At 59.4% G+C, this 25,587-nt stretch carries 19 protein-coding genes and 6 pseudogenes; 14 read left to right on the top strand and 11 right to left on the bottom strand.

Going from position 1 to position 25,587, the window contains the following annotated elements; genetic code table 11:
- Window positions 1-194: 194 nt before the first annotated feature.
- The 4 genes and pseudogenes from tnpA (AC58D2_RS19165) to AC58D2_RS19150 form a co-directional block, all read left to right on the top strand.
- On the top strand, window positions 195-599 hold the full coding sequence (tnpA, locus tag AC58D2_RS19165; RefSeq protein WP_081997356.1) for an IS66-like element accessory protein TnpA: 405 nt from the start codon (window positions 195-197) through the stop codon (window positions 597-599).
- Entirely contained in the window at window positions 596-949 is a 354-nt protein-coding gene (gene tnpB / locus AC58D2_RS19160; protein WP_054588704.1) for an IS66 family insertion sequence element accessory protein TnpB, read from the top strand. Before tnpA (AC58D2_RS19165) ends, tnpB (AC58D2_RS19160) begins: the two co-directional genes overlap by 4 nt.
- A gap of 70 nt (window positions 950-1,019) precedes the next feature.
- A pseudogene (gene tnpC, locus AC58D2_RS19155) lies at window positions 1,020-2,602 on the top strand (IS66 family transposase).
- Between the two features lie 99 nt (window positions 2,603-2,701).
- A pseudogene (locus tag AC58D2_RS19150) lies at window positions 2,702-3,094 on the top strand (integrase core domain-containing protein); the annotation flags it as partial.
- 246 nt (window positions 3,095-3,340) lie between these two features.
- Here the strand turns inward: AC58D2_RS19150 and AC58D2_RS19145 are convergent.
- Complete coding sequence (locus tag AC58D2_RS19145; protein ID WP_054588702.1) at window positions 3,341-6,277, bottom strand: TonB-dependent receptor; 2,937 nt, start codon at window positions 6,275-6,277, stop codon at window positions 3,341-3,343.
- 167 nt (window positions 6,278-6,444) lie between these two features.
- On the opposite strand from AC58D2_RS19145, the gene AC58D2_RS19140 reads away from it, so the two are divergent.
- Window positions 6,445-6,702, top strand: a complete 258-nt coding sequence (locus tag AC58D2_RS19140; RefSeq protein WP_137868978.1) for a hypothetical protein — start codon at window positions 6,445-6,447, stop codon at window positions 6,700-6,702.
- A gap of 262 nt (window positions 6,703-6,964) precedes the next feature.
- Window positions 6,965-8,287, top strand: coding sequence for an Ivy family c-type lysozyme inhibitor (locus AC58D2_RS19135; RefSeq protein ID WP_039575466.1), 1,323 nt, complete (start codon window positions 6,965-6,967; stop codon window positions 8,285-8,287).
- A gap of 298 nt (window positions 8,288-8,585) precedes the next feature.
- On the opposite strand, the pseudogene AC58D2_RS19130 reads toward AC58D2_RS19135, so the two are convergent.
- Window positions 8,586-9,367, bottom strand: a pseudogene (locus tag AC58D2_RS19130) (IS5 family transposase).
- Window positions 9,368-9,551: 184 nt separating this feature from the next.
- A pseudogene (locus tag AC58D2_RS19125) lies at window positions 9,552-9,902 on the bottom strand (transposase); the annotation flags it as partial.
- A gap of 64 nt (window positions 9,903-9,966) precedes the next feature.
- Between AC58D2_RS19125 and AC58D2_RS19120 the strand changes: the two are divergent.
- Window positions 9,967-11,138, top strand: a protein-coding gene (locus tag AC58D2_RS19120; RefSeq protein ID WP_095387322.1) for an IS3 family transposase whose coding sequence is annotated in 2 segments (ribosomal slippage) — window positions 9,967-10,231 and window positions 10,231-11,138 — 1,173 coding nt in all. Because the reading frame shifts where the segments join, the coding sequence is not laid out codon by codon here.
- 50 nt (window positions 11,139-11,188) lie between these two features.
- Here AC58D2_RS19120 and AC58D2_RS19115 read toward each other — a convergent pair.
- From AC58D2_RS19115 to AC58D2_RS19105, 3 genes are all read right to left on the bottom strand, one after another.
- Window positions 11,189-11,959, bottom strand: coding sequence for an NUDIX hydrolase (locus AC58D2_RS19115; protein WP_054590306.1), 771 nt, complete (start codon window positions 11,957-11,959; stop codon window positions 11,189-11,191).
- A 64-nt stretch (window positions 11,960-12,023) separates the two neighbouring features.
- On the bottom strand, window positions 12,024-13,613 hold the full coding sequence (locus tag AC58D2_RS19110) for an ABC1 kinase family protein (protein ID WP_039575416.1): 1,590 nt from the start codon (window positions 13,611-13,613) through the stop codon (window positions 12,024-12,026).
- A gap of 5 nt (window positions 13,614-13,618) precedes the next feature.
- Complete coding sequence (locus tag AC58D2_RS19105; protein ID WP_052208277.1) at window positions 13,619-14,107, bottom strand: MarR family winged helix-turn-helix transcriptional regulator; 489 nt, start codon at window positions 14,105-14,107, stop codon at window positions 13,619-13,621.
- A gap of 131 nt (window positions 14,108-14,238) precedes the next feature.
- Between AC58D2_RS19105 and AC58D2_RS19100 the strand changes: the two genes are divergently transcribed.
- From AC58D2_RS19100 to AC58D2_RS19070, 7 genes are all read left to right on the top strand, one after another.
- On the top strand, window positions 14,239-15,366 hold the full coding sequence (locus tag AC58D2_RS19100; protein WP_497392643.1) for an HlyD family secretion protein: 1,128 nt from the start codon (window positions 14,239-14,241) through the stop codon (window positions 15,364-15,366).
- Window positions 15,363-16,934: an MDR family MFS transporter gene (locus AC58D2_RS19095; protein ID WP_095385529.1), complete on the top strand. Its 1,572-nt coding sequence runs from the start codon at window positions 15,363-15,365 to the stop codon at window positions 16,932-16,934. The genes AC58D2_RS19100 and AC58D2_RS19095 overlap by 4 nt, the downstream gene beginning before the upstream one ends.
- Before the next feature lie 7 nt (window positions 16,935-16,941).
- Window positions 16,942-18,405, top strand: coding sequence for an efflux transporter outer membrane subunit (locus AC58D2_RS19090; RefSeq protein WP_039575413.1), 1,464 nt, complete (start codon window positions 16,942-16,944; stop codon window positions 18,403-18,405).
- A 355-nt stretch (window positions 18,406-18,760) separates the two neighbouring features.
- Window positions 18,761-19,861: an MlaE family ABC transporter permease gene (locus AC58D2_RS19085; protein ID WP_039575411.1), complete on the top strand. Its 1,101-nt coding sequence runs from the start codon at window positions 18,761-18,763 to the stop codon at window positions 19,859-19,861.
- On the top strand, window positions 19,858-20,625 hold the full coding sequence (locus tag AC58D2_RS19080) for an ABC transporter ATP-binding protein (RefSeq protein WP_444562621.1): 768 nt from the start codon (window positions 19,858-19,860) through the stop codon (window positions 20,623-20,625). The genes AC58D2_RS19085 and AC58D2_RS19080 overlap by 4 nt, the downstream gene beginning before the upstream one ends.
- Complete coding sequence (locus tag AC58D2_RS19075; RefSeq protein ID WP_054588698.1) at window positions 20,625-21,533, top strand: MlaD family protein; 909 nt, start codon at window positions 20,625-20,627, stop codon at window positions 21,531-21,533. The genes AC58D2_RS19080 and AC58D2_RS19075 overlap by 1 nt, the downstream gene beginning before the upstream one ends.
- Window positions 21,530-22,141 carry an ABC-type transport auxiliary lipoprotein family protein gene (locus AC58D2_RS19070; RefSeq protein ID WP_081997347.1) on the top strand — a complete coding sequence of 204 codons (612 nt, stop codon included), beginning with the start codon at window positions 21,530-21,532 and terminating at the stop codon, window positions 22,139-22,141. The genes AC58D2_RS19075 and AC58D2_RS19070 overlap by 4 nt, the downstream gene beginning before the upstream one ends.
- An 18-nt stretch (window positions 22,142-22,159) precedes the next feature.
- Here AC58D2_RS19070 and AC58D2_RS19065 read toward each other — a convergent pair.
- From AC58D2_RS19065 to AC58D2_RS19045, 5 genes and pseudogenes are all read right to left on the bottom strand, one after another.
- Window positions 22,160-22,432, bottom strand: a pseudogene (locus AC58D2_RS19065) (integrase core domain-containing protein); the annotation flags it as partial.
- 12 nt (window positions 22,433-22,444) lie between these two features.
- On the bottom strand, window positions 22,445-23,962 hold the full coding sequence (gene tnpC, locus AC58D2_RS19060) for an IS66 family transposase (RefSeq protein ID WP_497392642.1): 1,518 nt from the start codon (window positions 23,960-23,962) through the stop codon (window positions 22,445-22,447).
- Window positions 23,963-23,993: 31 nt separating this feature from the next.
- Entirely contained in the window at window positions 23,994-24,350 is a 357-nt protein-coding gene (gene tnpB, locus AC58D2_RS19055; protein ID WP_039575394.1) for an IS66 family insertion sequence element accessory protein TnpB, read from the bottom strand.
- Window positions 24,347-24,790, bottom strand: coding sequence for an IS66-like element accessory protein TnpA (gene tnpA, locus AC58D2_RS19050; RefSeq protein ID WP_052208271.1), 444 nt, complete (start codon window positions 24,788-24,790; stop codon window positions 24,347-24,349). The genes tnpB (AC58D2_RS19055) and tnpA (AC58D2_RS19050) overlap by 4 nt, the downstream gene beginning before the upstream one ends.
- Before the next feature lie 86 nt (window positions 24,791-24,876).
- Window positions 24,877-25,563 (bottom strand): annotated as a pseudogene (locus tag AC58D2_RS19045) (DDE-type integrase/transposase/recombinase); the annotation flags it as partial.
- Window positions 25,564-25,587: the final 24 nt, after the last annotated feature.

Here is a 25,587-nt window from a genome sequence, read left to right as displayed (position 1 = left end):
AGCGGCCCGATCACTTCCCATTCTTCGTCTGTAACGCCAATCCGCTCGCCCAAGGCAGCCTCCAAAAGCCAGCCTTGAATCAAGGTCCGAGTCCACAGTCAAGCTTTGTCCACGAAGCCTAATTTACCCCCACATTTTCGAATGTTCTGAGATCGTTATGTTGCGCGCCTTCTGTATCGGGAGCGTAACTAGCGATGGGCGATGTAACGACGTTCGAAAGTAGCTTCGAAAGCAACGGGAACGGTCGTGCTCGCCCGATGGAGGTGATCCCGGCGGGTCGCGAGCGTCGGCAGTGGACGCCGGAAGCGAAGGCCCGGATCATCGCCGAGAGTATGGCGCCGCGGGCGAACGTCGCGGATATCGCGCGCCGGAACGATATCCTGCCGCAGCAGCTCTACGCCTGGCGCCGGGAAGCGCGCGAACGGATGGAATCGGACGACGCGCCGGCCTTCGTTCCGGCAATGGTCGAGGAGCCGAAGGCGCAGGGCAGCGGCGCCGAGATCCGCATCAACATCAAGGGCATGACGATCCGCATTCCCGACGGCGTGACTGCCGACCATATCGAGCGGGTGCTGCTCGCGGTGCAGGTGTCGACATGATCATCCCGCCGGGACCACTCAAAGTGCTGGTGGCGGTGAAGCCGGTCGACTTCCGCAAGGGAATGGTGGGCCTGGCGTCGCTCGTGCAGCACGAGCTGAACCGCGACCCCTTCTCCGGAATCATGTTCGTGTTCCGCCGCAAGCGCGCCGATCGGATCAAGCTGCTGCTATGGGACGGGACCGGCCTGGTGCTGGTGACGAAGCGGCTCGAGACGGGCACGTTCCGCTGGCCGCGCTTCGGCGACGGGGTGATGAGCCTTACCGCGGCGCAGGCTTCGGCGCTGATCGAAGGGCTCGACTGGGCGCGTGTTCATGCCCCGCGTGTGGCGCGTCCGGTGATGGCGTTATAGGCCGTGAAAATGACTCGTCTTGCCGCACAAAACGGGCAGAAAACCGCGAAATAATGTATCCATCCGCACCATGAGCGAGGGGGTGGAAGAGCTGCCCGACGACGTCGAGGCACTAAAGGCGATGATCATCGCCGAACGGCTCCGCTCCGCCCGGCTCCAGCACCTTCTTGATGTCCTCAATCGCATGCACTTCGGCAAGCGGTCGGAGAAGATCGACAGCGGCCAGCTCGCGCTGGCGCTCGAAGATCGCGACGTATCGATGGCCGAAGCCGAACTGCTGGTCGAACAGGGCGAGGAAGCCACCGGCATCGCGCCGCCGCGGCGCAAGCGTGCGGCGGACGAACCCGCGCCTCGCTGCCGGCGCATCTTCCGCGTCACGAGATCGAGATCGCGCCGGAGGCCGGCTGCTGCGCGGGCTGCGGCGGTGCGCTGCACCGGATCGGCGAGGATCGGTCCCAACGACTCGACATCATCCCCGCCCAATATCGCGTCATCGTGACGGTGCGGCCGAGGATGGTGTGCCGATCGTGCGGCGATAGCGTCGCGCAGGCGAAGGCTCCCGCGCATGTGGTGCCGGGCGGCCTGCCGAGGGAAGCGCTGCTCGCCGATATCCTCGTCAAGAAATACGCTGATCACCTTCCGCTCTACCGGCAGGCGCAGATGTTGGCGCGCCAGGGCGTGACGATCGATCGCGCGACGCTCGCGGGCTGGGTCGGCCGCGCGGCGGGCTATCTGAAGCCGATCGTCGACCGGCAGAAGGCGGAGCTTCTGAAGAGCGATCGCCTGTTCGTCGACGAGACCACCGCGATGGTGCTGGCGCCGAGCAGCGGCAAGACGAAGACGGGCTACCTGTGGGCGATGGTCCGCGACGACCGCCCGCATGGCGGGGTCGATCCACCCGCGATCGTTTACAGCTACATGCCGGGCCGGGGCGGCATGTGGGCGGCGAAGCTCCTCGGCGAGTATCACGGCATCCTGCAGGTCGATGGCTATGAAGCCTATGGCCAGTTCGGCAAGGCGGGACGTCCCGGCGGACCCTCGGTGCTGGCCTATTGCTGGGCGCATGTTCGCCGCGGCTTCTTCGACGCCGGCGGCAAGGGCGATGGCGCGCCGATCGCCACCGAAGCGCTGTACCGGATCGGGCTGCTCTACAACATCGAGCGCGAGATCCACGGTCGCACGCCCGAGGAGCGCCTTGCCGTCCGCTAGGCGCGGTCCAGCCCGATCGTCGACGAGCTGCATGACTGGCTCGACGCCAAGCGCCGGCGCATGTTCAGCGGCTCGCCGACCCTCAAGGCGATCAACTATGCACTGAGCCACTGGGCCGGGCTCGTCCGGTTCCTCGACGATGGCCGGATCGACATCGACAACAACCCGGTGGAGCGGTCGATGCGGCCGATCGCACTCCAACGGAAAAATGCGTTGTTCGCGGGCCACGAACTGGGCGCCGAGAACTGGGCGGCGATCGCGTCGCTGATCGAGACCTGCAAGCTGGGTGCGATCAACCCCGCCGCCTACCTGGCCGACGTCCTTGCCCGCATCGTCACCCGCGGCGACGGCGAGCCCATCGATGACCTGCTACCTGGGAACTGGGTCGATACAAAGGCCGCCGAAATGACGTTCGAAACGAGTGCCACCGCCAACGCCGCCTGAGCAAAGCACGATCGAAATTAGATACAACGAAATTAGGCGCCAGCTTCTAATCGAAGCCCGCGCCCGTCCGCCCCGCGTGGGGGAAAATTATCACTTACCAGGATCCACACCATCCTGACAGATAACGGCGTACAGTTCGTGCAGCGGGACCAAGGCGGCCCACTGGGATGGATCGGCCATATCTTCGGCCGTGTCTGCGAGCAGAACGGCATCGAGCATCGCCTCACCAAGCCCTATCACCCATGGACCAACGGCCAGGCCGAACGGATGGTGCGCACCATCAAGGAGGCCACCGTCAAATCCTTCCATTACACGTCGATCAATGAACTGCGCCGCCATGTCCGCGACTGGCTCGTCGCTTACAACTTCGCCAAGCAGTTGAAGGCTCTGCGCTTCAAGACAACCTACGAGGCCATCGAAGAGCTCCGGAAATCCAAGCCAGATATCTTCGATATGAAACCACTCCATCACATGCTGGGACTAAACACCTAACAGTCCACGCGGACCACTCGGTGGGGGCCGGTCAGATTCGAGGGGCAGGAGCCAATGTGCCTCCCATATCGCTCGCGCGAGACGCAAGTTTCCGCAGTGCGCACGCCGGACGTATCTCACACCCATTCCTCGCCCAAGACTGCAATTGGCGCATGAAATCGGCGTCGGAGGGCCTGCTACTGGCCCTCCGACGCCGCGATTTTCATGCGGTATAATTTTTCCCGATCGATTGGGACAGCTAAAGCATTAGAATTTTGCGCCGATCGCGACACCATAACGCCGCGGATCAAGCGTGTAGATATTTGTAAAATTACCGGAAGATGCATCGGTGACATAAAGTCCGGTAACTGAGTTGCTATCGAAGATATTCTGAACGAACCCCCGGACAAACCAGCGCTCGTCGGCACCATTCAACTGCAAAACTGCATTAGCCTGTACGAAAGGTTGGATGCGATTAATTCTGCCGTTGAAGATATTGCCATATTGCTTTCCGGTCATGGAAATGTCGACGCGGGGGACGAGTGTCATACCATTCCCGACCTCTGCCGTGTACTGCACGCCCATCGAGACCTTGACATTCGGCGCTTGCGGCAATGTGTTGCCCTTGATGTTAACCTCGACGCCAGGACTCAATACCTGGATCCCGCTGTTCGCAGGGATAGCGCTCGCGAGGACACCGCAAATGCCGAACGCGCCGCTGGAGGCGATATTGCCGTCCGAAGGAAATTCCTGCGGTGCGCGAAGGCCGAGAGCCGCATTTACGCCCGCAACGAACGCATCAGCAACGCCAGGCGCAGGTCCCGTGACAGCGCAGTGCGCACCATTGCTGATGTCCTTGATAATCACGGCATCAGGATCCCCGCCGCCCGGATCACGCGGATTGGAGAAGAATTGATCGCCGGCGACCTTGGCATTGAGATAGCTGAAGGACAGATTGATAAGCCAGTTCGGGTCCGGCCTGATGACAGACTCCAGTTCGACACCCCAGATATTGGCGTCAACCGTGTCATTCACGGACGTTCTTGCCACGATGCGGCTGAGCTGCAGTCCACTATATTTGTAGTAAAATGCGGTGGCATTGAGTTGTAACGCGCCGTTTGCGAAGACGTTCTTGGAGCCGATCTCGAAGGCATCGATCGTTTCAGAGCCGAAACTCTCGCTGACGGCGAAAATCGGAGAAAGCGGAGGATTGATCCCGCCGGATTTGTAACCCCTAGAATAAGATGCATAGAGTGAATTGTCCGGCGTAACCTCGAAGGCCAGAACTGCTCGTCCGGTAATTTCGTCGAAGCTTACTTCGCGAAACTGGGCGAGCTGTTGGCCCGGCGTCCCCGGGTCGGCATCGAAAAGCCCAGACGGCCCGGTGAGGGGCGTTATCGGGGTATCGAACGGATCTCCATCATTGGCATAAGGGTTCAGGAAACTGATCAGCGTCGTACGCGCCGTCACATCCTTCTTGTCATTATTGTAACGCAGCCCCCCGGTCAACGTCAGCCGGTCGCTTAGATCGAAATAGACCTCGCCGAAAATGCCATAGCTCTCTAGATTCGATTCCAGCGAGTTGTTCCGATACATCGACGTCGCGAAATAGGATGGCGGAAGGCCGCCCGACAAGGAGCCGAATGAACCCAATACGGCACTGGCGTAATCGAGCGCAAACGAGTTCACATAATAGCTATTGTCGGTGGTTTTCGATTTCGCGTAAATTCCGCCCAACAGGAAATTGAACGGCCCGTCGAAGTCACTCGTGAGGATGAGCTCTCCGCTCCACGATTCGCGTTGTTCCGAAGATCGATCGAAAGAAAGCGGCGTTTCGGAACACAGCGAGTTCCCTTCGAAAGCGCCTCTGCTTCCATCATCATTATCCGACGTGCACAGCACGCCCTGCGGACCGTCCGGGATTAGAGCGCCGGCAATCGGCGAAAAATAGGCCGAAGAGCCGGGAATGAAGGCTGGCGCCGGCGGAGCAAGACCTGTCGGTAATCCGTTAGCCGCAAAAAAGTCCAACGTATTGAGCGCCGGGGCGAAACCGGCACGGCTTTGAATTCCAAGAAAATAGTCCTGCCTGGAATCGACTTCAGTATCCTGATAAATGCCGGTGGCCGTCAGGGTCATCGCGCCGAATTTTTGCTCAAGGCGCGCCTGCACCTGTAGCTCTTCGGCAAAATAGAAAGGGGTATAGGCCGTGTTGACGACACGCACATCGCCAGGCTCCTGAAACCCGGAAAACCCATCAGGGCCATAAAGGCTGCCGAGGCCGAGCACGGCGGGAATGCCCTGAATGGCGAAGAACTCGGATGAACTGAGCGTCGCACCGACCGTTGAATTTGCGTTCGTGGTATCGAAATCACGTCGATTGTTCAGGCATCCGAGCACGCCCAATGGATCGCGTTGGCACGTTTGTTTCTGGTTTCTGAGGCGCGTGTCCTTTTCCCGGAAATAATAGCCCATGAGATCGATCGTCGTATCAGGACCGGGTTCGAAACGAAGGGAGCCTCGCAACGCATAGAGGTCCCGAGCGTCGATGTCCGATCCATCATAGAGATTCGTCGTATAACCGTCGCGGTTCACATATATGCCCGCCAGCCTCACGCCGATCATATCCCCGATCGGGACGTTGACCATGCCACGCGCTTCGATGCTGTTGAAATTGCCATACTCGAATTGCGCTTCAGCCTCGAAACGGGAGAGTTTGGGTTTCGCGGTCACAACATTCACGACCCCGGAGGTCGCATTCCGGCCGAACAGGGTGCCTTGAGGTCCGCGAAGGACTTCAATCCTTTCCAGATCGAAATATTCGGTCTCGAACAGGCGTGTTCCGAACAAGGGGGATCCATTGACATGGATTGCGGTCGCAGCATCGCAGGTGACGCCGACGCACAGGTCGCCAACGCCGCGAATAGTGAATGAAGCTGAGGTGAAATTGCCTTTCGAGAAAGATACATTGGGCAGCGTCAGCTGTAGATCCGAGGCATTTTCGATCTGCTGGCTTTCAAGCGCCTCAGCGCTGAATGCGCTGACAGCGATCGGTACGTCTTGCAAGCTTTGCGCCTGACGTTGCGCTGTCACGACGATGACATTGTCACCGCCATCTGGCTCTTCGGCTATGACTTCCTGAGCATTTGAGACCTGTGGCAACGCCATCACGACGGCGCTTGCCAACCAGTAGGCTTTCTTATTCATCACCCTATCTCTCCCTGTCTCGATTTTTTCGTTTCTTGCGCGAACCCGTCCTTGTCCCCGATTGTCGATGTTCAAAAATGGGGCAGCTCGCCGAGCTGCCCCGAGTTTGAGGAGTGGCCAGAAGGAGATTTCCGGAGAGGAAAAGATTCTCGCCGCTCGGCTGGAAGATGAGCAGTTTTTCGGCATTTGGTAAAGAACTTTATTATGGCACTTTATTATTTTGCTCGGGGCGGTGGGAGGTGTGCCATCTCAGATCCGAAGATATCAGTTTATACATCCGATGCTTGCTGTCAGCGCTTCAGCCTTGGCGCGGTCGAGCGCGCGCCGACGACTTTTGGATGCGGCTGCGGTACGGCATGCCCGATCCGGAGCGCATGACCCGCGTGGTCGAAAGTTGGATAGCAGTGCAAAAGGCCGGGCTCTGATCCCGGCTGGTGGAAACCAGGGGGTCAGGTCAGTTCACCTATTCCTTCCCGTTCATTTTAGAGTCATCAAGATCGTATTAACCACGTCACGGTCCCTGCCGGGCAGGGCTTTCACGTGGGGGCATCCATGACCAGAACCAAACCATCCCTTAAGTCAGCTATCCTGTTGGCCAAATAGGATCAAGGCGACCGGCGCACCAATTTACCTCGTGACTGAGCCATGTGCGCGCGAAAACCGTCACCACTTCGATGGGGATTCGACATGACATTGCCATTTCACATGCCGTCCACAATCCGCCTTTCGGGTGTAGGTCTTGCCGCTTGTGCGATTGCCACGATTGCTGCCGCAAGTGCGCAGGCGCTACCACTATCCAGCTTCAAGGATCAGGGCGTCGACCATATCTTTGGCAGCTACGCCCCGCGCGGCGACTGCTCAAAGGAACCGCGCGTAACCATCGATGAAAAGGGCATGACGTTCCGCGCCAATGGTCGGGAAATAAAGCCCCCTCGGGTGGAATATGCTCTCACCTTCATGGGCCAGAGCTATGACGGCATCATGGCAGTATTTTTTCCCTTTCCAGTTAGCAGCAATGATTTTGGTCGGGTTCTCATGTATGTGAACGACGACGAGAAGCGCGGTGTCATCCGCTTTGAATCCGATCTGCCGCGCGGCCAACGCCCGGCTTCTTTCCATGCGGCCTTCACGGGTGGCGGCCCGTTCACGCTCTGCCAGGGCAGCGCTCTTGCTGGCACGCCACTGCCGCCACGGCCTGAGCCGGCGGTGGCCGTGCAAGGCATTCCAGCGGAATGGACCAATCTCGCCAGCCTCGTCGGCAAATATCCGGGAAGCTACGCCAAGGACAATATCGACCTGTTCGATAAGGGTACCTTGGCTGCGGCATTGAAGGCCCGGATGGGGCCGAAGATGGCTGCGCTGCGGACCAATCTCTCAGCCGTCTCGCCATTGCAGCGGGCTGGGAACTATTACTATCTTTCCGGCAATGCGCAGCATCAGGGCGGTGTGGAGCAGGCCTATATAATAATAGACCCGGCGCGCCGTGCGGTGCAGGTGGGCCTTTGGGAGCGCGGCAAGCTAACAGTTTATCCGTCTGCTTCGGGCGTTAGGCTGCCGATTGCGCCGGAAATCAAGACGCTGTTGGACAAAAGCCCGCCCGAAACGGCAGTGCCGCTTCCCGGTACACCCTGGGAAGTTGTACCGGTGCAAGGTCGCGCGCCCATGGCTTATGTGAGCGCCGCGGCATCGCCCAACATCGAAGCCCTCAGTCTCTATTGTGAAGGCGGAAAGCCCTACATGGCGATGCTGCTCAACAAGCCCTCCGCCGACAATGCGATGACGATGACGTGGAACTTCTCCGGTCGGCTCGTTAGCATATCCGTTCAGCGCGCCAATGCGAACGGCACTCAATGGATCGGCGGCGTGACGGGTACGCAACTTGTTCCCCTGCTCATGCAGCAAAGCGGGACGGTGATGCTACGTATCAACGGGCGGCTGGAAGGCGAAGCCTCGCTCAGCAATTCAATTGCAGTGCTGCGCGATACCCTGCGGGGATGCGTGCGGCTCTGACCTGTGAGAACGGCGCCGCCTCCATTTCAGGTGCTCTGCCACCTGAATTCTGGACCAGTTGCGGTTAGAGTTTTCCGCCGTAGATATCATTGGCTGGGCGAGGAGTTAGAGCGGGATGACATTTGGCTGATTCAAAGGGGATTCTTTTTTGGGCGGTTTTCTGATTCATATGTGGACGCCCCCTATGGCAAGGGCTTTGTGGTCGCGATGGCTTTGATCGGTTGCTTTCATATGTCCGGCCTGTTTGTGCGGCGTTTTGAGTGCCGCTGGCCTTGATGGAAATCCGCCGGTGAGGTCCCTAGGCCGCGTTGACAAAAGACTTCAGCCATAGCCGCGTGGCGGCGAGGTTTAGGAAGCTCTCGAACGAGAGAAGGGTTTTGTCATATCGAGTGGCGATGCGTCGTTGCTGTTTGAGCTTTCCGAACATGCGCTCGACGCGGTTGCGGTCCTTGTAACGGCGATAGTCGGGATGCTCTGGCACCTTGCGGTTCGAGCGGGGCGGGATGATCGGCAGGATGCCCCGGGTCAGCAGGCTTTCCCGGAAGCGATCACCATCATAGCCCTTGTCCGCGAGCAGCGCCTTGGGTGTGGCGACGGGGATCGCCATCAGCGGTTCGGCAGCGGTGTAATCAGAAGCCTCGCCGCCGGTCAGGATGAAGCCGACAGGCAGTCCTTGATTGTCGCAGCGGGCGTGGATTTTGCTCGTAAAGCCGCCGCGTGATCGACCAAGAGCGTTCGCACAAGCCCCCCTTTTCCGCCCGCTGCCGAAACATGGCCGCGAACGCTGGTGCTGTCGATCATATGTTGCCAGTCGTCGGTCAGACCCAGATCGACCAGCGTTTGCAGCAGGGCATCCCAGACACCCTGTTCGGCCCAGCGCCGGAAGCGGACATAGACCGAGTTCCACTTGCCGTAGCGCTCGTGCATGTCGCGCCAAGGGCAGCCGACCCGCAGCACGTGAAGCATGCCGTTGAGAAAGCGACGATTATCGCCCGACGGCCGCGCCCAGCGACCACGTTCAGGCGGCAGCAGCGGCCCAATCAGGTCCCACTCCGCATCCGACAAATCCCCGCGACCCATGACTGATCCTCAAAAAGCAGTCTTGAATCAGAAGGAGGAGGATTTGGGAATCCCTTTTGTCAACACGGCCTAATCAAGTTGGCGCGCGGTTGAAGCGCATTGAATCAGACGGGTTGGTTTCACCATTGGCTCGATCGTTACTCATCATTGACTGCCACTGCCAATTCGGTTGTTCGGTATTCTGTTAGGTCGTCAGTTGATAGGGCCCATAGGCTTCCTTCCGGGTCAGCACGACCCAGGCGATCCGGGCCAACTTGTTGGCAAGCGCCACGGAGACGACCCTGAACGGCTTTTTCTCCGAGAGTTTCCTGATCCAGTCGGCCATGGGCGTTGGCTTATCCTTGATGTGGCGCATGACGGCGGTGGCGCCGACGACGAGCAGTCGGCGCAGATATCGGTCTCCCTGCTTCGAGATGCCACCCAACCTGGTCTTGCCGCCGGTGGAGTGCTGCTGCGGAGTTAGGCCGAGCCAGGCGGCGAATTGCCTTCCCGACCGGAACTGATCGGGATCGGTGACGATAGCAGCGATCGCGGTTTGATCTGCCCCCTTCTGAGTGGTCCAAAATTGATGATATTTTGGACGACGAAGGAGATATAGAATGCCGAGCAAGAAGCATCGCCCGGAAGAGATTATCGGCAAGCTACGTGAGGCGGAGGTTGTGCTTGCGCAGGGCGCTACGACCGCCGAGGCGTGTCGTCGGATCGCGATCAGCGAGCAGACCTATTATCGGTGGCGCAAGGAATATGGCGGCCTGAAGACCGATCAGGCGCGTCGGATGAAGGATCTGGAGAAGGAGAATGCGCGGCTTCGTCGTGCGATCTCGGACCTGACGCTGGACAAGCTGATCCTGCAGGAGGCTGCCCGGGGAAACTTCTGAGCCCCGCACGCCGCAGGCGCTGTATCGACCACATCAGAATGATGATGCCGGTGTCCGAGCGGCGGCTGTGCCGCGTGCTCGGGCAGCACCGATCGACGCAGCGCAAGGCGCCACGCGGGGCGGATGACGAAGCGGCCCTCACTGAGGATATCATCGCACTGGCCCGGCAATATGGTCGTTATGGCTATCGCCGGGTGACGGCGTTGCTACGCGATGCGGGGTGGCATGTGAACCGCAAGCGGGTTGAGCGTATCTGGCGCCGCGAAGGGCTGAAGGTGCCACAAAGGCAGCCGAAGCGCGGGCGTCTGTGGCTGAACGACGGATCGTGCATCCGGCTGCGGCCAGAATATCCCGGCCATGTCTGGTCCTACGACTTCGTCGAGGGCCGGACGCACGATGGTCGCAAATACCGGATCCTGTCGATCATCGACGAGGCGAGCCGGGAGTGCCTGGCGTTGCCGGTGGCGCGTAAGCTCAAGAGCGACGACGTGCTCGCGGCACTGGCCGAGCTGTTCGTCACGCGTGGGCCGCCGGCGCATATCCGGTCGGACAACGGCCCGGAGTTTATCGCGACGGCGGTGCAGCAATGGCTCGCCCAGATCGGCGTGAAGACGCTGTATATCACGCCCGGATCGCCATGGGAGAATGGCTATTGTGAAAGCTTCAACGGATCCCTGCGCGATGAGCTGCTCAACGGCGAGATCTTCTACTCGCTCGCGGAGGCCCGGATCCTGATCGAGGCTTGGCGGCGGCATTACAACACCGTCCGGCCGCACAGCTCGCTGGGATATCGACCACCGGCGCCGGAGGCCGTTCCATCGCCAGTGTCGCCCGCCGGTTCCGCTTCGCTCCACCTGCGGCCAACACTGGCGATGGACGCGTCAATGCACTAACAATCCCAGCGGACCACTCGGTGGGGGCCGGTCACTTGCTTGCTTCTATCTCAGCTGATAACTTCGAAGGCTGTGCCGTATCCCACGTCGGCGGGGATAGTGAGGATGTTCTTGCCGTCTCGCTGGATGACTTCTGGAAGGACCGGCACGATTTCGCGAGCCTTGGCCCGCGCGACGCAATCGTCTGCGCTCGCAGCTTCGGCTAGCAGTTGCAGGTTCAATCGCGTGGGAAAGATGATCGTTCGTTCACCGCTGACACCCAGTTTCAGGGCTTTGCTTGGCGAAAGCCATTCCGCATCAACGGTTTCATATCCATCACATGCTGCGATCTGGCGCTCTGGGGCGCGAACGACGAAGAAATGAGTGTCGAAGCGCTTTTGCATAAAGCTGGGCGTGATCCACCGCGCGAACTCGCTCAGGCGATCAAGGCGCAGTTGCACATCGGCCTCGCGCACAATGTCGAAAAATTCGCGCTCGCCTCGCTCGACGGCTTTGCGGCTTTCAAGATCGCAAATATCCTCGAACTCGCTACCGTCGCGATGATCGGCCAGCAGGATGCCTGCTTCCTCAAAGGCTTCACGAATCGCGGCAATCCGAAGGGTGCGCTGCGTAGGATCTAGCGTTTTCCAGCCCCTGCAATAATCGGCCCATTCAGGCGCTTCATCGGCAGCAGAAGGCTTTCCACCGGGAAAGACCAGCGCGCCGGATGCAAAATCGATCTGGTGATGCCGCTTGACCATCAGCACCTGGAACTCCGGCTCGTCGCGAAGCAACAGCATGGTGGCTGCGGGGACCGGATCGACTGGCTTCTGCAGTGTCATCATAAACTCCAGTTCTCAGTTGGCCTGATATTGGACGCTGGCCCGTTCAAGCTGAGCAACGATCTTATCGCCATTTGCGCAGAAGAACCAACCCGGCAAGAGCCACTGCAACACTTGCAAGCACCCAGGATTGATTCGCAAGCAGCGCCGCGGAGACGATAAGTGCGGCCGCCACAGGACCTTTGACAGGCTGGCTCGCGCGGCGAATGGCTGCGAGCTTCTCAAAACTTGCCGGATCAATCTGGACAGGCACATGCCCGGACTTGGCTATAGCGGCGGCGTTATCGAGAAGGTCAGGCATGATCGCCGCTAGGGCGAGGAGTTGTCGGCGAACTTTTTTTAAATTGGCGCGATTCCTGCCAAGGGAGAATCTTTCTGCGAACAGCTCCAACATGATGGGGCGTGTTTCCTCCCCGATATTATAGTCAGGCGCAAAGGAACGCGCAAACCCTTCCGCCGTGAGCAATGTTCGAAGAAGGATCGCCAGATCAGGCGGAAGTGCGAGCTGATAGTCTCGCAGGAGATCGAACACGCGGCTGAAAATATGCGAGAACTCAATCCCCGAAAGGACCGTTCCCCTGAACTCACCGATCAGCTGGTCCAAATTCTGGGTGAGCCCATCACGGTCAACTTTCGGATCTCCAGCCCATTCGAGCAACACGTTCGCGACGTCTGCTGTGTCTTCGTCGGCTATAGCCATGACAAGTCGTACCAGTTCCTCGCGCCTCGCCTTTGTGAGAGTGCCGACCGATCCGAAGTCGATAAAGCCCACATCCTGTTCCCCGATAAGGAAAACATTGCCTGGATGCGGATCGCCATGAAATTCGCCATTCAGAATGATCATGCGCAGGACTGCATTCGCATATTGTCTCGCGAACGCCGCCACGCGTGGGTCGGTCGATTCGGCCTCGATCGCAGACGCGGGCGTTCCATACAGCCGCTCCTGGACGTTGACCCGTATCCCCGTCAGTTCCCAATGAATTGTTGGAGTCTTGATCCCAAGCGTATCAAGATAGCCACCGATACGCTCGCATGCACGAGCTTCTGCTGCCAGATCCATTTCCCAGGCAAGATTTCTGCCAAAGGTTCGCAGGAACTCTACGGGGCGATAGCGGGCGATTTCAGGGGATCGATCCTCGGCAACGGCGGCGAGGCGCGTCAGGAGCCGCACATCGGCCTCCATTCGCGCAGCAGTGCCCGGACGCCGCACCTTTATGATAACGTCGGCGCCGTCGAGCAGCGAAGCAGAGTAGGTCTGCGCTACCGAAGCCGAAGCCAGTGGTTGTTCATCGAATTGGGTGAATTCCCCTCGCCAGTCAGCTCCCCAGCTTGCGGCAAGGATGGGCTCGATTTCTTCGAATGGCACCGGAGAAACCTGATCGTGGAGCGTCGCGAAGGCAGCAATCCAGGACCTGGAAAACAGATCGCTGCGCGTCGCCAGCAGCTGTCCAAGCTTTATTCCGACCGGACCAATGTCGCGCAGGAGTGCGACGACCGCCGCCGGCCGCAATTCACCTGGATCGATTGACTTGGCCGGATGCGGAATGACTCCGAGAGCGCCCGCCAGGCTTTTGGCGCCGTGCCGGACAAGAATCTGTCCTATCTCGGCGGCGCGTGCGATGTCTCCTATCGGTTTATCTCGGAACCCAGGCATATGTCCTATTCCGCATCGGTCCGGCTCTGATCGAGATTCGACGCAATCCGCACAAGAATGTCCAGCAACGTCCGTTTTTCGTCGCGCGTGGCGTTCCGCCATAGGACCCTATGCAGCCCGTCCGCGGATTCTCTCAGTTGGGGCAACAACCTGTCGAGCTCCTGGGTCAGGATGAGCTGCCATGCCCGGCCGTCCGTTTTGGCTCGTCGCCTTTCCATCAATCCTTTCCCACAAAGGCCAGCGACGGCTTGACCGATCGTGGCGGATTCCAACTCTAGTCGCTTGGCAATTCCGGCCTGCGTCAACGATGGTTCGCGGAGAAGTTGTCCGATGATGCGCCACTGCGTCTGATTGAGGCCAATCTTGGCAATCCGTGCGTCATAAGCGCGCCTCGCCCCCCGACTAATCTCGTCCATCAAATATAGCATACGGTCGTCGTCGGTGAGGGCGCCTTCGCGAAGCCGTGGCGGCATTGTGTCGAGATTTGCGTTCATACCGCTGCCTAGTCCGTTTCGTGGGAATGCCAAAACGCAAATTACTAAACGATTTTACTAACCGGATGGAACGGTCTACGCCACGCCATGAAGCGACTTAGCACATGTCCAAAATCCTTCGAAAGAGGCAGATGACCGACGAACCAAATGAGCGGGAACAGGATCGCGCGCCCGCATCCCGCCTGAAATCGCAACCCAAATTTCGCCTCATCCTCATCATAGCCATCACTGCTGCGCTGATTGCAGGTGGTTGGTGGTATTACAGGCATGTCACCTATGGGCAGTACATGCAGTCGACCGACAACGCCTATGTCGCGGCCGACAGCGTTGTGGTTTCATCAAAAGTGGCCGGATACGTGGACGCGGTGCTCGTCTTTGAGAACGGGCGGGTCAGTCCCGGCGAGGCGCTCGTGCAACTGGATGTGCGAGATTATAGAGCCCAGGCGCAACAGGCGCGTGCGCAAATTGCGGCGACGCTGGCCGGCGCCGACACAATCCGCTCGCAAGTAACCGAACAGGACTCAGCGATTCGGCAGGCGCGGGCCCAACTCGCCGCCAAGCGCGCGGCGCTCGACCTCGCCAATGAGCAGGTAGCGAGGTATCGCCCCCTTGCCGCGACCGGTGCGGAGCCGCGAGAAAAGCTTCAACAATATGAGACACAGGCGCAGCAAGCGCACGCCGACTTTGTTGCTGCCCAGGCAGCAGTCTCTGCTGCCAACGGTCGGAGGGCCACCTTGTTCAAACAGATCGACCAGACCGAAGCCCAAGCTGACGCGGCCCGCGCGCAGCTGGAAGCGGCCGACCTAGATGTCACATCGACTCTGCTGCGAGCCAGCAAGGGAGGTCGCGTTGGCGATCTAACAGTAAGGGTCGGCCAATTCGTTCAGCCCGGTCAGCGATTGATGACGGTGGTTCCGGTAAACGAAATCTACGTCATCGCTAATTTCAAGGAGACGCAGGTCGGCCTTTTGCGGGCGGGGCAACCGGTCAGGCTCGAGGTCGATGCTCTTCCCGACTTTGAGATTGCTGGACGCGTTGAGAGCATCTCGCCCGGAACCGGAGCAGAATTTTCGATCCTGCCGCCCGAAAACGCCACAGGGAATTTCACCAAGATTGTTCAGCGGATAACGGTTCGTATCGCGATAATAGCCTCGCCCAAAGTGCGTCGTCTGCTCGTCCCGGGCATGTCGGTTGTGGCAGTTGTCGACACGCGAAACGCTGCCGGAGAGCTGAAAGAGATCTCGAGTACCGACAAATGACCGCCGAGTTGGCATCGAACAGCGCCTCTGGTACTCCGACTGCAGAAAGGCGGAATGCCGATATCACCGCGTGGATAGCGGTCGCAGCGGGTGCACTTGGCGCCATGCTCGCAACACTCGATATCTCTATCGTCAATTCCGCGCTTCCGGTGATCCAGGGCGAAATCGGAGCCAGCGGCACCGAGGGCACTTGGATTGCCACCGCATTTCTCGTTGCCGAAATTGTGGTAATTCCGCTTAGCGCCTGGCTTGAACGCCTTTTTGGACTGCGAAACCTGCTCATCATTGCGGTTTCCGCGTTCACCGGCTTCTCAATTCTTTGCGGTATGGCGACCGACCTCACGACCATGATCATCGGTCGCACGGGTCAGGGTTTCATGGGTGGTGCGCTGATACCAACTGCGATGACCATCGTGGCGAAAAGATTGCCGCCCCATCAACAGCCGATCGGCATGGCGCTGTTCGGCATGACAGTGATTCTGGGTCCGGTCATGGGGCCGCTGATCGGTGGCTGGCTGACCGAAAATTTGAGCTGGCACTATGCCTTCTTTGTCAATGTTCCAATCTGCGCCGTACTGCTGCTGCTGCTATTCGTCGGGCTTCCTCACGAAGAGCCGAAGTGGGAGTATCTGACCGATGCTGATTGGGCGGGCATTGCCGGCCTGATTCTGGGGTTGGGCGCTTTGACTGTGTTGCTTGAGGAGGGGCATCGCGAGGAATGGTTTGAATCCGCTCTTATTCGCTGGCTGGCACTCATTGCCGTTATCGGTTTCGCTTCACTCATATACGGGCAGCTGAACGCGTCGAAGCCCGTCCTGAAACTCCGCCTCCTTCTCAATCGCCAATTCGGAAGCGTTGCGGTGATGGCTCTCGCCCTGGGAATGGTCATGTATGGTTCGACCTACGTCATTCCCCAATTTCTTGCGATCATATCCGATTATAACGCTTTTCAAACCGGGCTCGTTATATTTTGGATGGGTATTCCGGCTTTTGTGCTTATGCCGATCCTGCCCTTCATGATCCGCAGACTCCACATTCGCATTGCCGTCGGTGTCGGAATGCTTCTGATGGCGGCCAGCTGTTTCGTCAGCATAAGCCTCACCGCGGAATCTGGGGGCGCCGTATTCATCGAAAGCCAGCTTATTCGGGGTGTTGGCATGATTCTGGCCATGATGTTCCTGAACCAGGCTACCGTAGCCTCGGTGGCAAAGACAGATGCTGGCGATGCCTCCGGTATTTTTAACGCCGCTCGAAATCTCGGAGGATCTTTCGCTTTGGCCGGACTGGCTTCGTTTCAGGACCAGCGGATCTGGCACCATAGCCGGCGCATGGAAGAGACGCTGAATGCCAACAGTGCTTCACTCCAGATTTATCTTGATGAACTCGCGAAAAGCTTCGGCGGGATGGAGGGTGCCATGTCGATGCTAGGCCGGACCATCCAGCGGGACGCGTTCGTAATGACCTACAATGATGTATTCTTGGTGATGGGCGTCCTGACCTTAATGACCGTTCCTTTGGTCATCTTTTTGAAGCCGCTTCCCAAGAATGTTTCCCTTTCGATGCACTGAGCCTGACATGATAAGAAAATCTGTAATATCGCTTCTCGCCTCGTTTCTGCTGGCCGGTTGTGTTGCGGGCCCAGACTACGCCGGGCCTCCAGAAGTATTCTCGGCGAACCGAAATGACGGCTTTGTCCGTGCCGGCGGTAACATCATCGATACCGAGCCCGAGCTGGCAGAGTGGTGGCTCCTTTTGAACGATCCGGAATTGACCAGGCTTATCGAGGCTGCGTTATCGGACAATCCTTCGCTTCAGGCTGCGCAAGCGCGGATTGCGCAGGCGCGGGCATCCGTGAGACAGGAGAAGGCCGGAAGATTTCCGACGCTTGGAACCCAGGCGACGGCTATTCAGGGCCGCTTGCCGGGCCTTGATATTCAGAACAGTGCCCCGCCTTCGGCGAGCGCGCCTGTTAGTCCGCAGGGACAGGCGGATGATAGCCTCAGTGTCTACAATCTCGGGCTCAACGCTAACTGGGAGCTGGATTTCGCAGGAGGAACGCAGCGACGGATCGAGGCCGGCAACGCTCAGGCCGCGGCAGCGGTTGCCAATGTGGAGGATGCCAAGGTCCAGCTGACCGCCGAAGTTGCCAATGCCTATGTCAACCTGCGCGAGGCCCAGTTTCGAGCCAAAGCGTACCGAACCGAGTGCGAGTTGCAGCAGCAAACCCTCTCGCTAACCTATCAACGGTATCAGCAAGGCGTGTTGCCCCTGTTCCCTCTCGGCAATGCAAATGCCGAGCTCGAGCTGCTCAAGTCTCAGCTCGCCGAGGCCGAAGCTGACACGGCGGTATTGCTCGATGCGCTTGCCATTCTAGCTGGACAGATCCCAGGGACAACGGACGAAGCGCTGAAACAGATCTTCGATGTTCCCCTCCCGCCGGAACAGGTCGCCGTGGGCGACCCCTCCAACCTTGTCGCACGTCGGCCCGACATCCGCGCGGCCGAACGCAGCCTGGCGGCAGCAACGGCTCGGATCGGTGTTGCGGAGGCTGCACGATTTCCGAAGCTGTCATTCATGGGAATCTTGGGACTTGGCGGAACGTCGCCAGACGATCTCTTTGATGTGAGCAATCCGTCAATTCTCGCCATTCCACAGTTGCAGTGGAACTTCCTCGATTTCGGAAGGGTCGATGCCTCGGTCGATCAGGCGAGCGCCGTCCGTGCCGAGGCAGTTGCCAACTATCGAAAGACGGTGCTTTCTGCACTTCAGGACGCCGAGCGCGCGTTGTCGCGCTTTAGCCAGCAGCGCTCTGCCCTGGTGGCGTTCGCGCAGATCAAGTCCCAGGCAGATGGCGCAGCCGATCTTGATCGACAACGATTTGCCGGCGGAGTGATCTCGCGCGCCGACCTAAATCGCACGCTTCGCAAACAGCAGCAGGCGGCAACCGACCTCGTCCGGGGAAAGGCGGCGCTCACGCTGTCATGGATCGCCCTGCAAAAATCACTCGGCCTGGGATGGCAAGTGCAAGCAAAGATTTAATGTCACCTACGAGTGTCGTTAATATGAACTCTAAGGTGCGATATCGGTTCAGAAAGAATCTCATAGGGATTTCAACTGACAATTTTATCTAACCTTAGCAAGAGTATCCTGTGCTTATTCAAACGATCTGTCGGCCGATTTGTGCGCAGCATACTCCTTGCAAGCGACCTGATATAACGCTACGGTGACGTTTACATAATGTCATTGAGGCAAGGCGCGATGTGTGGATCGGCATGGTTAAATGTGTGGGGTCAGTGGTCCCGCTTGCTGGCATGATCCGCTCGATGACGGGTTATGGGAGAGGGAGTTGCCACGGGCGATCCGCTCTCCCGACACCGGTTGGAGACTTGCTGCGATGAATGCGCGCACAGCACCGAACATCTTCGTTCGCGAAGGAGATGGCATTTCAACGTTGGTCGTTGAAGGTGACTGGACAGCGATGTCGATCGCAGGCCTTTCCGGGCATGTTCTGAGTCCCTCGAACCTCTCCTTCTCAAGCGACTTCGGAAACCTGGGAAGGATAGACAGCGCAGGCGCGCTCGCCATCCTGACTCTCGCACCCAATGCGGCATTTACCGCAGACCTGCCCGCCAATCTTGCTGATCTGTTCGCGCTGGTGGGCTCGGCCATGGCCGACCGCGATGTCCCGCCAATCAAAACTCCCCCATTTCACGTGCGTCTTGGCCAAAAAGTTTATCGAGCTGTCCAGGAAATCGGCGCAAGCGCTCGATTTCTCGGCCAACTTGAGGTGGCGCTCATGAAATCTCTTGCACATCCCAAAAGGATGCGATTGATCGCACTGGCGTCGTCAATTCAGAAGGCCGGCTTCGATGCGCTGCCACTCATAGCGATCATGACATTCTTTATCGGCGCAGTGGTGGCTCTCATAGGAAGCGATCTGCTCAAGACATTGGGTGCATCGGAACTGGTCGTCGAACTGGTTGGCATATCCGTCCTCCGCGAGTTCGGCGTCCTCATTCCCGCGATACTACTTGCCGGTCGGTCCGCTTCCACTTTCGCGGCCCAGATCGGCGCAATGCGAATGAATCAAGAGACGCAGGCAATGAAGGTGATGGGCATCGACCTGTTCGACGCGCTGGTTGTGCCACGCGTATTGGCATTGCTTGTAATTATGCCCCTCCTGGCGATTGTTGCCATGCTGGCTGGTTTGGCCGGCGGGCTTGTCGTCAGCTGGGGCATACTCGACGTGAGCCCGACATATTTCGCCGAACGACTCTCAGCTGCGGTCGATATCCGACACTTCTGGGTTGGAATGGCAAAAGTACCGGTGCTGGCCATTGTGATTGCGCTTGCCGGATGTCGCCACGGCCTTTCGGTACGCGGAGATGTTGAGGATCTGGGCGGGCGGGTGACCGTCGCCGTTGTCCAAGCGCTATTCGCAATCATCCTTCTGGATGCCGCCTTTGCAATTCTCTTCAACGTGCTCGAAATATGATTTGCGATCCGGACATCGTTATTCGGGTTGAGAAACTTAAAACCCGATTTGGCGATCACATTATCCACCAGGATTTGAACCTAGAAGTCCATCGTGGCGAGATTCTTGGTGTCGTCGGAGGGTCCGGTAGTGGAAAATCCGTCCTGATGAACACCATTTTGGGCCTGATTGCGCCTAGCCATGGGACAATCGAAATCTTTCAGAAAAAAATTGGGAGTCGCTTTGATCGTACGGAAATTGATCACCGAATTGGCGTCATGTTTCAAAATGGCGCGCTTTTTTCTTCTCTTAGTGTGCAAGAAAATGTCGAGGCTCCTCTCATCGAACATACCCGTCTTAGAGAGCCGTGGCTCGAGGCCGTGGCTCTGATGAAAATCGGCCTTGTCGGACTCGATGCCGAGGTGGGCCGGCAAATGCCCGCTGAACTTTCAGGCGGAATGCGAAAACGTGTAAGCGTAGCGAGGGCCTTGGCGCTCGATCCAGAATTGCTGTTCCTTGACGAACCCACTTCGGGCCTCGACCCGATCGCCGCCGCCGAATTTGACCAGCTGATACGGACGCTGAGCGACACGCTGGGGCTTACTGTCGTGATGGTGACCCATGATCTCGACAGCCTGTATTCCATCAGCGACCGCGTGGCCGTGGTTGCGGATCAGAAAATTGTCGAGGTTTCGCCAATCGCGGAACTTGAGAGGTCTGACCATCCTTGGATCAGGGCGTTTTTGGGAGGGCGGGCGGAGCGCGCCAAGGAAAGGAACCGTTAATGGAACGCGACGCGAACTACGGTCTGATTGGGGGCCTGACGCTGGCTCTGCTAGCGGCGGCTTTCGGCTTCATCCTCTGGCTCGGTCAATCCCAATTCGCCCGTAATTTCGACGAGTATCGGATCATTTTCGATGGTCCCGTCCGCGGTCTTAGCGAGGGAGGCGAGGTGCAGTTCAACGGAATTCCGGTGGGAGAAATCACGCGTATTAGTCTTGATCCCAGAAATCCAAACAGGGTGCTTGCAGGGGTGCGCCTGCGCGAGGATACGCCTGTGCGCGTCGATTCTACCGCCGCGACGGAGTCGCAAGGCATAACCGGCGGAAGCTACATCCAGATCAGTGCGGGGACGCCCTCTAAGCCGTTGTTGAAGGAGGTTTCCAAGGAAACGCTCCCAGTGATTAAGGCGGAAAAAAGTTCGCTACAATCCCTGATGGATGGAGGTGGCGCATTGTTGGCGGACGCTTCGCAGGCCCTGGAAAGGGTCAACCGGACCTTGTCCGACGAGAATATCGAAAATGTTTCGGCTGCTATTGCGGATGTAAGAGCTACCACGGCGGAATTGCGATCTAGTCGCGGAATGTTCAGCAAGGCTGAACAAGCGTTTGCACGCCTGGACCGGGCGGCGGCCGATATCGAGGCCGCGGCCGCATCGGCGCGCACGGCGATCGATGGCGACGGTCGCAAGACGTTTGCCGATGTCTCGGCAGCTGCTCGAGATCTTCGAGAGGGGATCGCCGAGGCGAGGGTGGTCATTCACAGGCTTGATGACGCCGCGAGTGGATTGGCGGCGCCCGACGGCTCCGGGATTGCTGCAACTTTGAAATCGCTCGATAGCGCGGCGCAGGAAATCGAGCAGCTCGCCGGCCAGCTACGACGGACCCCTCGTGAAAGGAAGCTCCCCCAATGAAAACGATCTCTGCAAGAATGTTTTTGCTGACGGGCGCGCTAATTTGCCTTTCTGGTTGCGGGAATATTCTGGGAACTGGCGGCAAATCGACGTTGTACCGGATCAGCAGCACGCCCGTACCGGAGCGTGAAATTGCACGACAGTGGATTCCGGTGTATATTACGCGACCGACGCTTCCGCCTGGGGCCGATGGAGACAGGATCCTCACGATCGAGAATCGCGAAGTCACGTATCTGGCCAAAGCACGGTGGATGAGGCCTGCGCCCGAGATGATCCGCGAGGCTATTGCCGGAAGCGTAGCGCGCAAAATCGATCACGCATATATCCCTGTCCAGAGCGTGGCTTCCGATCATTACGTCCTATCCGCACGGCTTTCTTCTTTTGCAGCCTATTACGAGCAGGGGCCCGACGCGGCCCCGATCATTCGCATCGCCGCGCAAGTGGAACTAAGCCGATCCAAAGAATCGGAACCACTGGCAGTCACGCGCATCGTCCTTGATAGGACAGCAAGCGCAAACAGCGTTTCGAGTATCGTCGAAGCCTTTGATCGCGCGAGCCTTGAAATGGCCGACAAAATCGCGAGTTGGACGGCTGCGGTGATCAATTAGCGGGTAGCCAATGGAAACTTAGGTGTTTAGTCCCAGCATGTGATGGTGTGGCTCCATATTGAAGATATCCGGCTTGGATTTCCAGAGTTCTTCGATGGCCTCATAGGGTGTCTTGAAGCGCAGTGCCTTCAACTGCTTGGCAAAGTTGTAAGCGACCAACCAGTCGCGGACATGGCGGCGCAGCTCGTTGATCGACGTGTAATGGAAAGATTTGACGGTGGCCTCCTTGATGGTGCGCACCATCCTTTCGGCCTGACCGTTGGTCCATGGGTGATAGGGTTTGGTGAGGCGTAACCGGTGTTTTCAGGCTACGACGGTCCATGGCATGAGATCACCGACGCTGTTGGCGGGATAACCGTTGGCGAGGCTGGTGAGGGTTTCGGTCAGCCATTGGTGGGGGTTGATGGTGCTGAGCTTGCAACATTCGATGAGCGTGGCGATCACCGCCCAGTTGTCGCCGCCCTCGTCGGAACCGGCAAACAGGGCATTTTTGCGATTGCGAGCCAGCGGCCTGATCGATCGTTCGACGGTATTGGAGTCGAGGTCGATGCGACCGTCATCGATGAAGCGTGAGAGGCCGTCCCAGCGGGTGAGTGCGTAGCGGATCGCTTCGCCGAGCTTGCTCTTGGCGCTGACCTGGCGGCCACGGGCGGCAAGATATTGGTGAAGATCGTCGATGATGACGCGGCTGCGTCCGGCCCGAGCGGCACGACGCTGCTCGGCCGAGAGGCCGCGCACATCGTCCTCGAAGGCGTAAAGCAAGGCGATGCGGCGCAGCACCTCGGTAGCGACCGGGGATGTATCAGCCAGTTCGTAGAATTTGCGACGCACATGCGCCCAGCAGAAAGCGAGCCTGATCTGCTGGCGCCGCCGGGGGAGCGCGGCGTAGCCGCCATAGCCATCGACCTGTAGGATGCCCGCAAAATCACCAAGATGGAACTGGGGACGCTCGGCCTTGCGATCTGGCGCATAGACATAGGCGACGATCGGCGGATCGCAGCCGCCCCATGGTCGGTCGTCGCGGGCATAGGCCCAGAGCTGGCCGGTCTTGGTCCGCCCGCGTCCGGGATCGAGCACCGGGGCGGTCGTCTCGTCGGCGAACAGCCGCTCGGATCGTCGTAGCTCGTCGAGAATGTGGTCACGCAAGGGGCGCAGATACCAGGCCGCTCGCCCGACCCAGTCGGCCAAAGTGGATCGGTCGAGCCGGATGCCCTGCCGGGCGTATATCGGGGCCTGCCGGTAAAGCGGCAGGTGATCGGCATACTTGGATACCAGCACCTGGGCGATCAGTGCCTCGGTCGGAATGCCGCCCTCAATGATCCGCGCCGGCGCCGGCGGCTGCACGATCGCGCTCTCGCACGAACGGCAGCCATAACGCGGCCGCCGGGTGACCACGACGCGGAAGGTGGTCGGCACCACATCGAGGCGCTCGGCGACATCCTCGCCGACCTGGTGGAGGGCGCCGCCGCAGCAGGGGCAAGCATTGCTCTCGACGTCAACGATCTGTTCGATCCGCTCGAGATGCGCGGGCAGCGAACCGCGGTTGGTCTTGCGCACAGGATCACTGCGAGGCCGTCCGGCCTTCGCTTCGCTGGCGGCCTCGGCTTCCGCGAGCGCCGTCTCGGCATCCTCAAGGCCCAGCTGCAACTGATCCTGATCGAGCTGCTCGGAACGGCGGCCGAACCGATGACGCCGAAAAGCCTCGATGATCGCCCTCAGGCGTTCGGCTTCCGCGTCGGCACTCTCGAGCTTGCGGGCCTGTTCGAGGACGAGCGCGCGTAACGCGTCAACATCGTCCGGCAGGTCCGCTTCCATGAGCATGGGAGCAGTGAATCAGTCTGGGAACGCCCCGTCAACAGGCAATCTGCGGGGCCTGCGGGCGGCGCCCGCCATGCACCCGGCGCCAATCCAGACCCTCCAGAAGCGCGCCGAGTTGCGCTGAGGTCACACGCATCACGCCGTCCTGGATGCCCGGCCACCGGAAGCCGCCGGACTCCAGCTTCTTGGCCATCAGGCACAGGCCAGTGCCGTCCCACCAGACCAGCTTGATCCGGTCAGCACGCTTTGCCCGGAACACGTAGATCACGCCTGAATATGGGTCGCCGCCATACTCGGCGCCGACCAGCGCGGCCAGGGCGTCAGGTCCCTTGCGAAAATCCACCGGACGCGTCGCCACCATCACGCGCGCGCCAGCGCCAGGTCCGATCATCGCGTTGCCTTGAGTGCTTCAATCACCGCTGCGATCACAGCCGCATCGGCCCCGCGTCCGATCTTCACCGCCACGCCGTCAATCTCCAGCTCGACAGCACTGACTGTGGGACGCCGACGGCGACGGCCGCGCCTGGCGACAGGGGCTGGATCACCCGAAGGGAGCGGTTCGATCACCGCCGGCACGAACGCAGGCGTCGCTGGAAGCGTCAGCCCTTGGTCCTCCAGCTTCTTGCGCAGATCCCGGCGCCAAGCGAATAGTTGCGACGGAGCAAGCCCATGACGGCGCGCCACCGCGCAGGCCGTCTCCTGACCCGAATAGCTCTCCGCGACGATCGACGCCTTTACCTCAGGCGACCACTCCCGACGCTGGCCCGCACCTGTGAAAACCTCAAAACGCCGAACCACGCTGGTGCCAGCATCATCACATGTCATCATCATAGCATCAGCATCCTCCAGCCTGATCGGGCTAGCGAAAATCGACGCCACGCTTCACTCCCGCAAGGTGGCAGGGAAACACCGGTTACGGTGAGGCGATGCTCGATGCCGTTCTGCTCGCAGACACGGCCGAAGATATGGCCGATCCATCCCAGTGTGCCGCCCTGGTCACGCTGCACGAACTGCACGCCGTTGTCGGTCAGGATGGTGTGGATCCTGTAGGGAACCGTCTTGATCAGCACGCGCAGGAAGGCTGCCGCGGCGAGCTTGGTCGCCCGTCGATAGATGCGGGCGAACACCAGCTTCGAGGTGCGGTCCACCGCGACATAGAGGAATCCTTTGCCGCCTTCGTAGCGCAGTTCGGCGATATCGATGTGGAAATAGCCGATCTCGTACTTCTTGAACTTCTTCGGCTTCTCGCGATCCGCCTTCGGCAATCGGCTGATCCCGTGCCGCTGCAGGCAGCGGTGAAGCGACGAGCGCGTCAGGTTCGGGATCACGTCCTTCAACGCGATGAAGACGTCATCGAGCGGCAGCCGGGCCTGCACCCTGAGCGCCACGATCGCGGCTTCTTCCATCGGCGACAGCACGGTGCTGCGCCGTTCCTTCGGCCCCACCGGCATGTCCTCGACCGACGGCCGGCTGCGCCACTTGATCACCGTCTTCTCGTTGATCCCGTACCGCTTCGCGAGCTGCGCGACCGGAGCTTGCGATCGCTGTAGCTCCGCTCGAACGGCGTGCGTGGTCTTGGCGCTGCCGTGTAGAAGCTGGCCCATAATCCCTCCCGCTGTGACGATGAC

Source organism: Sphingopyxis sp. CR5 (genome assembly GCF_059693785.1).
The sequence above is the reverse complement of the archived record's forward strand: the minus strand, read 5'-3'. Positions and strand labels throughout refer to the sequence as shown.